Origin of the sequence: Kitasatospora sp. NPDC036755, assembly GCF_040636595.1 — a bacterium.
In the GTDB taxonomy this organism is placed as follows: domain Bacteria; phylum Actinomycetota; class Actinomycetes; order Streptomycetales; family Streptomycetaceae; genus Kitasatospora.
This window is the reverse complement of sequence record NZ_JBEZUT010000259.1, coordinates 1-12824: the sequence shown is the minus strand read 5'-3', so window position 1 is coordinate 12824 and position 12824 is coordinate 1. Positions and strand designations below refer to the sequence as shown.

Annotated in this window: 8 protein-coding genes and 1 pseudogene; 6 read left to right on the top strand and 3 right to left on the bottom strand. The window is 74.1% G+C overall.

Features of this window, described 5'->3' with window-relative positions:
* The 3 genes and pseudogenes from AB0E96_RS30170 to AB0E96_RS30160 all read left to right on the top strand — a co-directional run.
* Positions 1-1694 (top strand): annotated as a pseudogene (locus AB0E96_RS30170) (hypothetical protein); the annotation flags it as partial.
* Positions 1695-2725: 1031 nt separating this feature from the next.
* Positions 2726-4321, top strand: coding sequence for a glutamine-hydrolyzing GMP synthase (guaA, locus tag AB0E96_RS30165; RefSeq protein ID WP_359828947.1), 1596 nt, complete (start codon positions 2726-2728; stop codon positions 4319-4321).
* Between the two features lie 215 nt (positions 4322-4536).
* On the top strand, positions 4537-5571 hold the full coding sequence (locus AB0E96_RS30160) for a Rieske 2Fe-2S domain-containing protein (RefSeq protein WP_359828946.1): 1035 nt from the start codon (positions 4537-4539) through the stop codon (positions 5569-5571).
* Between the two features lie 28 nt (positions 5572-5599).
* Here AB0E96_RS30160 and AB0E96_RS30155 read toward each other — a convergent pair whose 3' ends face one another.
* On the bottom strand, positions 5600-5809 hold the full coding sequence (locus AB0E96_RS30155) for a hypothetical protein (protein WP_359828945.1): 210 nt from the start codon (positions 5807-5809) through the stop codon (positions 5600-5602).
* On the bottom strand, positions 5806-7287 hold the full coding sequence (locus tag AB0E96_RS30150; protein ID WP_359828944.1) for a PspC domain-containing protein: 1482 nt from the start codon (positions 7285-7287) through the stop codon (positions 5806-5808). Before AB0E96_RS30150 ends, AB0E96_RS30155 begins: the two co-directional genes overlap by 4 nt.
* A 164-nt stretch (positions 7288-7451) precedes the next feature.
* On the opposite strand from AB0E96_RS30150, the gene AB0E96_RS30145 reads away from it, so the two are divergent.
* From AB0E96_RS30145 to pcrA, 3 genes are all read left to right on the top strand, one after another.
* Positions 7452-8885 (top strand): PspC domain-containing protein, encoded by a 1434-nt coding sequence (locus tag AB0E96_RS30145; protein WP_359828948.1) that lies wholly within the window; start codon positions 7452-7454, stop codon positions 8883-8885.
* Entirely contained in the window at positions 8878-9582 is a 705-nt protein-coding gene (locus AB0E96_RS30140; RefSeq protein WP_359828943.1) for a response regulator transcription factor, read from the top strand. The genes AB0E96_RS30145 and AB0E96_RS30140 overlap by 8 nt, the downstream gene beginning before the upstream one ends.
* Before the next feature lie 84 nt (positions 9583-9666).
* On the top strand, positions 9667-12294 hold the full coding sequence (gene pcrA / locus AB0E96_RS30135; RefSeq protein ID WP_359828942.1) for a DNA helicase PcrA: 2628 nt from the start codon (positions 9667-9669) through the stop codon (positions 12292-12294).
* A 7-nt stretch (positions 12295-12301) separates the two neighbouring features.
* Here pcrA and AB0E96_RS30130 read toward each other — a convergent pair.
* The coding region (locus tag AB0E96_RS30130; protein ID WP_359828941.1) for a M23 family metallopeptidase at positions 12302-12824 on the bottom strand (523 nt) is incomplete at its 5' end.

Genomic DNA, 12824 nt, shown 5'->3' with positions numbered 1-12824 from the left:
AGCCTTCCTCCCGGATCCGCCCGCCGCTCCCCGCCTCCTGTTCGCGGCGCCGAGCCGCGGACTGGCGCCCCGCGGTCAGGGCGGCCCTCGCGCCGACCCTCGTCCTGCTGGCCGTCGCGCTGATCGCGGCGATCCCGAGCGACTACCAGTACGAGTACCGCTTCCAGTCGGGCGGCTTCGGCGAGCGCTTCGGCTCGGCGCTGTCGATGGCCCTGAACGCGCTCGGCGCGCCGTTCCGGCTCGGCTACGAGAGCGCGTCGGGCGCGAGCCGGAGCGACCGGCTGGAGATCGCGCTGCGGGTGCTGCCGCTGACCGTCACCGTCCTGTGGTGCCTGGCGCTCTGGCTCGGCCTGCGGGCCGGGCTGCGCCGGCGCAAGGCGGTGGAGGGCCAGCTCACCCGGGGCCAGGCCGCCGGTGAGGCGGTCCGCACCGCTCTGGTCCTCGCGGCGGTGAGCGGGCTGCTCGGGCTGGTCGGCAGCACGGAGTGGCACCCCGAGAGCCGGGTGAAGCCCGACTACTTCGGCGCCGGCGGTCCGCTCGGCTCCGCCGGCGCGAGGTCCGGCCAGGCGCTGATCACGGCGGACTCCGGCTGGCTGGAGGCGGTCGCCTGGACCGCGGTGGCGGCAGGCCTGCTGGCCTTCGTCGTCCACGGCACCGACGCGCTGCGCTGGGCCGCCTGGCGCAGCCGCGCGGTCCGCGGTTGGGCGGTGTCCGCGCTGGCCGCCGGGCAGGCGCTGGCGGTCACGGTGGGGCTGGCCTCGGTGACGGCCTTCGTGCTGGTCGCGGTCGACAGCGACAGCGGGGCGCGGACCGGGATCTCGCTGGCCTTCCTGCCCAACCTCGGCCTCACCCTGCTCGGCTTCGGATCGGGGGCGACCTTCCGGGCGCACTCCGGCCTGTCCGGCGGCGACGACTCCCGGAGCGAGAACTCCTGGGACGACCGCAGCACCGGGACCGACTTCTCCTTCTTCGACCTGCACGACCTGACCGGCGACTGGCGCTGGGCCGGCCTGCTCGCGCTCGCCTCGGCGGCCCTGCTCGGCTGGGTGGCCTTCCGGCGGGGGCTTGACCCGGTCGACCGGCTGCGCCTCGCGGCCCTGCACGCGGGGGCGCTGACCCTGCTGATGACCGTCTCCGGCGTGCTGATGACACGGACCATGTCCACCTCGGGCTGGACCGGCGCGGGGCGGATGGAGCTCTCCCAGGAGGAGTCGGCGGGGCTCGCGTTCCTGAGCGTGCTCGTGGCCAACGCGGTCTGGGCGCTGGTCGGAGCGCTGGCGGTGCCGCCGCTGCTGGCGGCCGTCCGCGGCCGGGGGGAGGGTGCGGCGAGCGGTGCCGTGCCGTACGCCGAGTCCCCGTTCGCCCGGGCCGGGGGGAGCGCGGCGTACCCGGGGACGGTGCCGCCGGAGGTGCCGTACGCGACGCCGGCGCACGGCGTCCCGGCCCAGAGCGGCCCCGTGCCGGGCGGTCCGGCCCAGGGCGGTCCGGCCCAGGGGGATCCGGGCTACGGCGTGCCGTCGCAGGCGCCCGCTCCGCAGGACGGGCCGTTCGCCCCCGGGAACGCGGTGAGCGAGGTGCTCGCCTCCCACGAGGAGCGGCCCGCCCCGGCCGGCGGGGCGCCGGTGCCCGGTGCGGTGCCGCCGCCCCCGGCCGAGGATCCGGTCGACCCGAGCGTCTGGCGCAAGCACCCCTGAGCGGGCGCTCCGGAAGGAGCGGCCCCGGCCGGCGTCCTTCGCCGGGGCGTCCCCGGGCGCGGGTGTCCCCGGGAAGGGCAAAGGGCCCCGCGGGGGAACGGGGCCCTTTGTCGTTCAGCACTCGGCGTCAGGGCCGCGCCGGTGCTGGGGTGACGGCGCCGGGGGAGGGGCGCCGTCGTGTCGGTTGGCTTCGTGGTGCGCCGCGCGGCTCCGGCGTGGGTGGCCGGTCGCACGCGGGGCGTGCACGCCCGTACGCGGTGGGTCGGGGCGCGGGTATGCGCCGGTCCCACGCTCACGGAGCGTGAAGTGAGGGCCGCTGCCGCCTCCCCTGCGGCACGGCTGCGGAGAACACCGTCGCGGGACTCCTCGGTGGGCCGTCAGGCGTCGGGAGAACCGCTTACAACGAGCATCGTGCTGGACGGAGGGCTCGCTCTGCAACCGGTTCGGCACAGTTCGGCACAGAGCATTTCCCCCCGGGGGCGCCATCGATGATCACGGTGAGTAGTGGATCGAATGGTTGTGGCGCACGGGGACGCGCGTAGCGGCGCGGGGCGGAGGGGAGGTGCGCCGGGCGCGCACCGGTTCGGACCGGGGGTGCGACGGCCGGTCCCGGGCGTCCCCGGACTCCGGCCGTCCCACCTCTCGGCCCAGTCGCGGCCGGGGTCGCTGTCCCCTGCTGGCCGGCCGCGGCACCCGCGCACGGTCCCACGGAACCGGCCGCCCGGCGGACCGGGCGGCGGCACCACGTGCGCCGGTGGACTGGGGTGGAACTCCACGCGTGGTCCTGCTGCCGTACGGCGGTGCCCCCGCGGGGGCGGGCGGCGCGTCTGGCGGACGCGGCGCGGCCGTACGTTCGTAGGAAGCAACGAACCGCGGCCCCGCCCGGTCACGGTTCATCGGACGGGCAGACGAGTGAAACCGGACAGCCCGGTAGAATCGGTGTCCAGACACCCCACACCGTCCGCAGCCGCAGCCCCGTAGGGGAGGCGGCCCCGTGTGACAACCTCGATACCGCTGCCGGAAGGCCGTCCGTGTCCTCTGCAATTCCCGTCCAGTCCGCGTCGGACAACGACCCCGTCCTGGTGGTCGACTTCGGCGCCCAGTACGCCCAGCTCATCGCCCGTCGGGTGCGTGAGGCGCGGGTCTACAGCGAGATCGTGCCGAGCAGCATGCCGGTCGCCGAGATGCTCGCCAAGAACCCCAAGGCGATCATCCTCTCCGGTGGCCCGTCGTCGGTCTACGAAGAGGGCGCGCCGCAGATCGACCGCTCGGTCTTCGAGGCCGGTGTCCCGGTCTTCGGCATGTGCTACGGCTTCCAGCTGATGGCCAAGCACCTCGGCGGCACCGTCGACAACAACGGCGCCCGCGAGTACGGCCGCACCCCGCTGACCGTCTCCCGCACCGGCTCCACCCTGTTCGAGGGCGTCCCGGCGCAGCACTCGGTGTGGATGTCGCACGGCGACGCCTGCTCGGCGGCCCCGGAGGGCTTCGCCGTCACCGCCTCCACCGACCTGGTCCCGGTCGCGGCCTTCGAGAACGACGAGGCCCGGCTCTACGGCGTCCAGTACCACCCCGAGGTGCTGCACTCCGACCATGGCCAGCAGGTCCTGGAGCACTTCCTCTACCGCGGCGCCGGCATCTCCCCGACCTGGACCACCGGCAGCGTGGTCGACGAGCAGATCGCCCTGATCCGCGAGCAGGTCGGCAACAAGCGCGCCATCTGCGGCCTGTCCGGCGGCGTGGACTCCGCGGTCGCGGCGGCCCTGGTCAACAAGGCCATCGGCGACCGCCTGACCTGCGTCTACGTCGACCACGGCCTGATGCGCAAGGGCGAGACCGAGCAGGTCGAGAAGGACTTCGTGGCCGCCACCGGCGTCCAGCTGAAGGTCGTCGACGCCTCCGAGCGCTTCCTGAACGCGCTGAAGGGGGTCTCCGACCCCGAGGAGAAGCGCAAGATCATCGGCCGGGAGTTCATCCGGGTCTTCGAGCAGGCCCAGGCGGAGATCGTCGCCGAGGCCGGCGAGCAGGGCGAGTCGGTCGACTTCCTGGTCCAGGGCACCCTGTACCCGGACGTGGTGGAGTCCGGCGGCGGCGAGGGCACCGCCAACATCAAGTCCCACCACAACGTCGGCGGCCTGCCGGAGGACCTCCAGTTCCAGCTGGTCGAGCCGCTGCGCAAGCTGTTCAAGGACGAGGTCCGGATGGTCGGCCAGGAGCTGGGCCTGCCGGAGGAGATCGTCCAGCGCCAGCCGTTCCCGGGCCCGGGCCTGGGCATCCGGATCGTCGGCGAGGTCACCAAGGAGCGCCTGGACCTGCTCCGCGACGCCGACGCGATCGCCCGCGAGGAGCTGACCGCGGCCGGTCTGGACCGCGAGATCTGGCAGTGCCCGGTCGTGCTGCTCGCCGACGTCCGCAGCGTGGGCGTGCAGGGCGACGGCCGCACCTACGGCCACCCGATCGTGCTGCGCCCGGTCTCCTCCGAGGACGCCATGACCGCCGACTGGTCGCGCCTGCCGTACGACGTGCTGGCGAAGATCTCCACCCGGATCACCAACGAGGTCCGCGACGTGAACCGCGTCGTCGTCGACGTCACCAGCAAGCCGCCGGGCACCATCGAGTGGGAGTGACCACTCCCGCCGGCCGCCGGGGCGTTCCGTCGCCCTGAGGCCGGTGCCTGAACGGTCGCGCCGTCGTTCCCGTACTGGAGGGAGCGACGGCGCGACCGTTTTGCGGTGCGGGCGCCGCTCCCCGGAAGGGACCTCCCACCGAAAGCGGGCGGGAGCGGGCAGAATGCGGACCGGACCCGTCAGGGAGTGGCGGGCGGTGAGGGAAGGTGTGAGGGATGTCGGAGGCCAGCAACCCGGTGCCGGCCGGCGGGGACGCGGCCGGCCGGGCCGCCCGGGCGGCACAGCGCAGGGCACTCGCGTCCACGTACGCGCTGCTGCCGCTGCGGCTCTTCCTCGGCGTCACCTTCGTCTACGCCGCCCTCGACAAGCTCTCCGACGCCCACTTCCTGGCCGGAGCGGGCGACCCGGCGTCCTTCGTCTCGCAGACCCAGGCCGCCAAGGCGGGCGGCAGCCCGATCTCCTTCCTGCTCGGCCCCGCCCTCGACCACCCGACCCTGTTCGCGCTCTCCATCGCCTTCGGCGAGCTGGCGGTGGGCCTCGGCACCCTGCTCGGCCTCTGGGGCCGGGTCGCCGCGCTCGGCGGCGCGCTGCTCAACCTCAGCCTGTGGCTGACCGTCAGCTGGAGCGTCTCGCCGTACTACCTCGGCAACGACCTGGCCTACCTGATGGCCTGGACCCCGCTGCTGCTCGCCGGCACGCCGTACCTGTCGGTGGACGGCTACCTGGCCCGCCGGGCCGGGCGGGACCGCGCGCGCGGGCTGGGCGAGGACCACGTCAAGCGCCGGGCCCTGGTGGACGGCGGCATCGCGGCCGTCGCGATCGGCGGGGCGGGGCTGCTCACCGGCTCGCTGACCCGCACCTTCGGCCGGGACAGGTCGGCCGCACCCGAGAAGTCGGCCGCCCCGGTCTCCACCGCCCCGGCGCCGGGCACCGCGGCGACGGCCCCCACGGTGCCCGCCGCGAGCGTGCCGGTCGGCGGCTCGGCCCAGGTCAAGGACCCGGCCACCGGGGACGCCGTCTACATCGTGCAGCCCAAGGCCGGCCAGTACTGCGCCTTCTCCGCGGTGTGCACCCACGCGGGCTGCGCCGTGGACGCGCCGAAGAACGGCCAGCTGTACTGCCCCTGCCACGGTTCCCGGTTCGACGCCGCGACCGGCGCGGTGGTCAACGGGCCGGCGGTCAAGCCGCTGCCCAAGTACGCCGTCAGCAAGACCGGGGACCAGCTGACCCTGGGCCCGCAGCAGGGTTGAGGGCCGAGGCCGGCCGGTCGGCGGCCGGTCATTCCTCGCGGTCGGGCCGACCGCGCCTGGCCACCGCCGCGACGGCGCCGGCCAGGCCGCCGGCGCCGAGCACGAGGAAGGTGACCGGGATGACGATCCGCCCGTTCACCGACTGGTCGTTGACGGCCGCGACCAGGTAGACCACGGCGATCACGGTGAACAGCGCGCCCGCGATCAGCGAGAACAGGTCGATCCGGTGCTTCCTCACTGCTGGACCACCTTGATGTTGCCGAGCCCGATTCCGAGTTCGAGATTGAGGGTGCCCTTGCTCGGCTGCCCGTTGGCAGGGCCGATCGAGTAGTCGTGCCGCCCGGTGCTGTCGCCCTTCTCACCGGGGACGGAGACGTTGCCCAGGCCGACCCTGGTCACCACGTTCACCGTCACGTCGTCCGGTACGAGGACGGTCATGTCGCCGGTGCCGAGGTCGACCTTGGTGCCGAGGGTGGCCCCGGCCGGGTCGAGCGCGGACAGGTCCAGGTCGAGCTGCCCGGCGCCGAGGTTGTACCGCTCCCGGAGGTCGGCCGCCGAGGAGACGGTCCAGTCGCGGTTGCCGACGGCGTCGCGCACGGAGTTCGGCGAGTGGCCCACGAAGGCCAGCGCCAGGGTGAGCAGCAGACCGGTCACAGCCAGCCGGCGGGCCCGGCCGTACCTCGCGCCGACCAGCAGCGTCAGGCCCACCACCAGCAGCGCGGTGGCCAGCACCGTGGCGCCCAGCACGGTGGGGTTGTGGTGGCCGGCGGAGGCGGCCCAGACCGCGGTGGCCGCGCCCACCGCCAGCAGGAAGCCGAAGAAGCCGAGTGCCGAGCGCTCCCGGGGGCGCCGCGCGGCGGCGGGCTCGGGACGGGGCTCCGGGCTCTCCTTGCGCAGCGGGTCGCCCTTCGGCAGGTCGGCCCGCTGCCACCAGGGCTGGGCCGGGCCGCCGGCCGGCGGCACCGGGGTGCCGTACGGCGGCGTCGGCGTGCCGTAGGGCGGCGTCGGGGTGGCCGGGCCGGCGCCCCCGTACGGGTTGCGCTCGGGGTGGCGCGGGTCCCACAGGTAGCCGCCGGGGCCGGGCGGCGGGCTGTCGGCGGGGCCCTTCCCGGCGGCGCGGGAGGCGGCGGCACCGGCCGGAGCCGATCCGTCCTGCTCCGGCCGCGGCCAGCGGTAGGCCCCGGTGCCCGCGCTGCTCCCGGTGGCCCCGGTGGAGTCCGACTCGGGGAAGTGACGGTCGTATGGGCCGCCGCGGCGCTCGCGCCCGCGGCCCCGGCGGCGCTCCGGGTCGTAGCGCACGGCCAGGAAGACCAGGGCGGCGAGCAGCAGCAGCGGGAACATCTGGTCCCCGTCGTCCATCGAGGAGAAGAACACCCCGGTGCCGATCACGGTCAGCAGCACCGCGCCGACCGACTGGCCGTCCACCCGCCCGGTGAGCACCCGCTGGAGCTCGGTGCGCCCGCCGCGGCCCTTGGAGCCGTCGTCGGTCGGCACGATCAGCCAGGCCAGGCCGTACAGGAACAGCCCGAGGCCGCCGGAGAGGCAGAGCACCACCGTGACGACCCGGAAGACCACCGGGTCGATGTCCAGGTGCCGGCCGAGGCCGCCGCAGACGCCGGCCACCACGCGGTGGTGCTCGGCACGGGTCAGGGGCGGGCGGTCCGGTTCCGGCGGGGCGGCGGGCCCGGCCTCCTCGATGCGGGGGTCCTCGGTCATGGGCACCATCCTTCCGGCAGCGGACGGCCCGGCCCAACCGGGTGGACCCCTGTCCGTACCCTGACTTGTCCCTGATACGGGATGGGGACACACCCTGATGCGCCCGCGGGTACGCGCGTGGAACCATCGGTGGCGTGGCAGCCCCCGGTACCGATCCCCGATCCATCGCCCCCGACACCGCGTCGTCGGCCGGCGCCGACCCGAGCGCGCCCGACGGCGAGCGGCCGCCCTACCGGCGGCTCTACCGCAGTCCGCAGGGGCGGATGCTGGGCGGCGTCGCGCACGGCCTGGCGGTGCACCTCGGGCTGCCGGTGCGGTGGGTGCGGATCGCCTTCGTCGTGCTCTTCTTCGCGCAGGGGATCGGCGCGCTGCTGTACGCCGCGTTCTGGTTCGTGGTGCCGATAGGCATCGGCGAGCCCTCGCAGCGCGGCGGCGCCCAGTGGGTGTACGTCAACGGGGTGTTCGTCCCGGCCTCGCCCGGGCTGCAGGGCGGCCTGCTGGACAAGGGCGGCCAGGCCGCCGGCTGGGTGGGCCGGATGCGCCGGCTGCTCCAGCACACCCTGCAGGGCGAGCCGGTGACCGCCCCGGCGGAGGGCGAGGAGGCCGCACCGGCCGGCAAGGGCGGGCAGGGAGGCCTCGGCCAGCTCGCCGCCCTGGTGATGACGGTGATCGGCCTGATCGCCCTGCTCAACGTGCTCGGCCTGCAGACCGCCAAGCCGTACACCTGGCCGCTGCTGGCGATCGGCGTCGGCGTGGCGCTGGTCTGGCGGCAGGCCGACGACTCGCGCTGGCAGCGCTGGTTCGGCATCGAGGAGGGCGAGAAGCGGCGCGGCGCCTACACCCGGGTCGGCGCGGGCGTGCTGCTGGCGGTGGCCGGCACCATCGCGCTGCTCGCCATGCAGGGCAGCGGCTCCACGCTCGGCTCGGTGATCGAGGCCTCGCTCGCGGTGCTGGCCGGCGTGCTGGTGCTGCTCGGCCCGTACGGCCTGCGGCTGTGGCAGGACCTCGGGGCGGAGCGCACGGCCCGCATCCGGGCCCAGGAGCGGGCCGAGATCGCCGCGCACATCCACGACTCCGTGCTGCACACCCTGACCCTGATCCAGCGCCGGGCCGAGGACCCCAAGGAGGTGCTGCGGCTGGCCCGCTCCCAGGAGCGCGAGCTGCGGCTGTGGCTGTACCGCCCGGAGGCCGCCGCCGAGGCCGCGCCGGACACTATGGCGGAGACCCTGCGGGCCGCCGTCGCCGAGGTCGAGGACCGGCACGGCGTCCCGGTCGAACTGGTGATCGTCGGCGACTGCCCGATGGACGAGCGGATCGCGGCACAGATGCAGGCCGCGAGGGAGGCGACCGTCAACGCGGCCAAGTACGGTGGCGGGGGACCGGTCCAGGTCTACGCCGAGGTGGAGGGGAAGACGGTGTCGGTGTTCGTCCGCGACCACGGCCCCGGCTTCGACCCCGACACGGTGCCCGAGGACCGGATGGGCGTACGGGAGTCGATCATCGGCCGGATGAAGCGCAACGGCGGCACCGCTCGGGTGCGGCCGGCAGCGGGCGGCGGCACGGAGGTCGAGCTGGAGATGGAGAGAACGGATGACTGAGGCAGCTCCGATGGGAGTCCCCCCGGCCGGAGGCCGGGGAAGCACGGCCAGAGTCGTGCTGGTGGACGACCACCGGATGTTCCGGACCGGGGTCAGGGCCGAGATCGGCCGCACCGAGGTGACCGGCATCGACGTGGTCGGCGAGGCCGACGACGTGGACTCGGCGGTCCGCGTGGTCGCCGAGACCAGGCCGGACGTGGTGCTGCTCGACGTCCACCTGCCGGGCGGCGGCGGCGTCGAGGTACTGCGCCGCTCGGTCGGGGTGATGGGGGAGCAGGGCGGGGTGAAGTTCCTGGCGCTGTCGGTGTCGGACGCCGCCGACGACGTCATCGGCGTCATCCGCGGCGGCGCGCGCGGCTACGTCACCAAGACCATCACCGGCACCGACCTGGTGAACGCGATCTTCCGGATCGCCGACGGCGACGCGGTGTTCTCGCCCCGGCTGGCCGGCTTCGTGCTGGACGCCTTCGCCGCGACCGACACCCCGCCGGTGGACGAGGACCTGGACCGGCTCACCCAGCGCGAGCGCGAGGTCCTGCGGCTGATCGCCCGCGGCTACGCCTACAAGGAGATCGCCAAGCAGCTGTTCATCTCGGTGAAGACGGTCGAGAGCCACGTCTCCGCCGTCCTGCGCAAGCTGCAGCTCAGCAACCGCCACGAGCTGACCCGCTGGGCCACCGCCCGCCGCCTGGTCTGAGACGCCCCGGGAACCGCAGCCCGTCCGCCCGGATCCTCCGGGGCGGGCGGGCTTGTCGGTCGGTGGCCATAGACTCGATGTGCCATGAGTAGCCTCTTTGACGACCTTCCGCTCCCCGGTTTCGAGGCCCCCGCCGCCGGGTCGAAGCAGCCCGCCGCTCCGATCGACGAGGAGCCCCCGCCGTACGAGGAGGACGCCCCGTACGACGCGTACGAGGAGGCGATCCCGGAGGGGCTGTTCCGGACCGCGGCCTTCAGTGAGCCGGGGAGCTCCGCCGAGGCCGAGCGGGACGCCTGGTACCGCAACGGCGCCGCGCGGCCGGTGGTGGACCCGGCGCAGCTGCTGGAGGGGATGAACGACCCGCAGCGCGAGGCGGTGCTGCACGCCGGCTCCCCGCTGCTGATCGTGGCCGGCGCCGGCTCGGGCAAGACCCGGGTGCTCACCCACCGGATCGCCCACCTCCTGGGCGCCCGCGGGGTGCAGCCGGGGGAGATCCTGGCGATCACCTTCACCAACAAGGCGGCCGGCGAGATGCGCGAGCGCGTCGAGGCGCTGGTCGGCCCGCGCGCCCGGGCGATGTGGGTCTCCACCTTCCACAGCGCCTGCGTGCGGATCCTGCGCCGCGAGTCCAAGCAGCTCGGTTTCACCTCCAGCTTCTCGATCTACGACTCGGCCGACTCCCAGCGGCTGATGTCGCTGGTCTGCCGCGACCTCGACCTGGACCCGAAGCAGTTCCCGCCGAAGTCCTTCACGGCGAAGGTCAGCAACCTCAAGAACGAGCTGATCGACGAGGAGACCTTCGCCGCCCAGGCCGCCAACCCGATGGAGAAGAAGCTCGCCGAGGCGTACGCGCTCTACCAGCGGCGCCTGCGCGAGGCCAACGCGCTCGACTTCGACGACATCATCATGACGACGGTGAACCTGCTGCAGGCCTTCCCCGACGTCGCCGAGCACTACCGGCGCCGGTTCCGGCACATCCTGGTCGACGAGTACCAGGACACCAACCACGCCCAGTACATGCTGGTCCGGGAGCTGAGCGGCGGGTCCGTCGGGGCCGCGCCGAAGCGCACCGCGGACGGCGAGTTCGTGAACCCGGCGGCCGCGCACCTCGCCGAGGTGCCGCCGGCCGAGCTGTGCGTGGTCGGTGACGCGGACCAGTCGATCTACGCCTTCCGCGGCGCGACCATCCGCAACATCCTCCAGTTCGAGGAGGACTACCCGAACGCGACCACGATCCTGCTGGAGCAGAACTACCGCTCCACCCAGACGATCCTGAGCGCCGCCAACGCCGTCATCGAGCGCAACGCCAACCGCCGCGAGAAGAAGCTGTGGACGGCCGGCGAGCACGGCGAGAAGGTCATCGGCTACGTCGCGGACGACGAGCACGGCGAGGCCCAGTTCATCGCCGACGAGATCGACCGGCTCACCGACAAGGGCGAGGCCAAGCCCGGCGACGTCGCGATCTTCTACCGGACCAACGCCCAGTCCCGCGTGTTCGAGGAGGTGTTCATCCGGGTCGGCCTGCCGTACAAGGTCGTAGGCGGGGTGCGCTTCTACGAGCGCAAGGAGGTCCGGGACGTCCTGGCGTACCTGCGGGTGCTCTCCAACCCGGAGGACACCGTGCCGCTGCGCCGGATCCTCAACGTGCCCAAGCGCGGCATCGGCGAGCGGGCCGAGGCGATGGTCGACGCGCTGGCCGCGCGGGAGCGGATCTCCTTCGCCCAGGCGCTGGTGCGGGTCGACGAGGCGTACGGGATGGCCGCGCGCTCGGCCAACGCCGTCAAGAAGTTCAACACCCTGATGGCCGGGCTGCGCCAGGTGGTCGAGTCGGGCGCCGGCCCGGCGGCGGTGCTGGAGGCCGTCCTGGAGGAGACCGGCTACCTCGCCGAACTCCAGGCCTCCACCGACCCGCAGGACGAGACCCGGGTGGAGAACCTCCAGGAGCTGGCCTCCGTCGCCCTGGAGTACGAGCAGGACCCGGGCGAGCGGCCGGACGCCGGCGAGGAGGGCACCCCTCCGGTCGGCTCGCTGGCCGACTTCCTGGAGCGGGTCGCCCTCGTCGCCGACTCCGACCAGATCCCGGACGAGGACGAGGGCGGGCAGGGCGTCATCACGATGATGACCCTGCACACCGCCAAGGGCCTGGAGTTCCCGGTGGTCTTCCTGACCGGCATGGAGGACGGGATCTTCCCGCACATGCGGGCGCTCAACCAGGTCAAGGAGCTGGAGGAGGAGCGCCGGCTCGCGTACGTCGGGCTCACCCGGGCCCGCGAACGGCTGTACCTGACCCGCTCGGTGCTGCGCAGCGCCTGGGGGCAGCCGGCCTACAACCCGGCCTCGCGGTTCCTGGAGGAGATCCCGGAGACGCTGGTGGAGTGGAAGCGCACCGGGGCGGCCCAGGCGCCGGTCCAGCGCGGCTACTCCTCGGGCTCGTCCTGGGGCAAGTCCTCGTCCGGCGGCGGGAGTTCGCGTTCGTCGTCCTCGGCGTCGCCGAAGGCCGGCTGGGGTCAGTCGGCGCGGCGCGGCGGCCGGATGGTGGAGCGGGAGGCCGTCTCGCTCGCGGTCGGCGACCGGGTCACCCACGACAGCTTCGGGCTGGGCACGGTGGTGGCCGTCACGGGCGTCGGCGACCGGGCGCAGGCCACCGTCGACTTCGGCACCGACGGGCGCAAGCAGCTGCTGCTGCGCTACGCGCCGGTGGAAAAGCTCTGACGCGCCCTCAGCGGGGGTCCAGTCCGTTCGAGAGGAGCCAGGGCAGCGGGTCGATCGGCCCGTTGCCCTGGGGCCGGATCTCGAAGTGCAGGTGCGGGCCGGTGCTGTTGCCGCTGCTGCCGACGAAGGCGATCACGTCGCCCTGCTTCACCGGGCCCTTGCGCACCTTGTACGCCCGCAGGTGGCAGTACCAGGCCTCGGTGCCGTCGGGCATCTTGAGGATCGTCATGTAGCCGTAGAACGGGTTCCACTGGGTCCGGACGGTGCCGTCGGTCACGGCGTAGACCTCGGAGCCGCCGTCCACCGGGAAGTCGATGCCGGTGTGCCGGTTGGCCCAGTGGGTGCCGGCCTCGCCGAACACCTCGCCGAGGCCGTGCCGGGCGACCGGCATGACCACCTTCGGCTTGACCGGCTCGGGCGCCGGCTCGGCGGTGGGCTGCGCGGTGGGGGCCTCGGCGGGCTGGGCGCCGGCCAGCGGCCGGCGGGCGTCGCCGCGCGAGGCCTGGGCCGGTGCGCCGGCCGCGACCGCC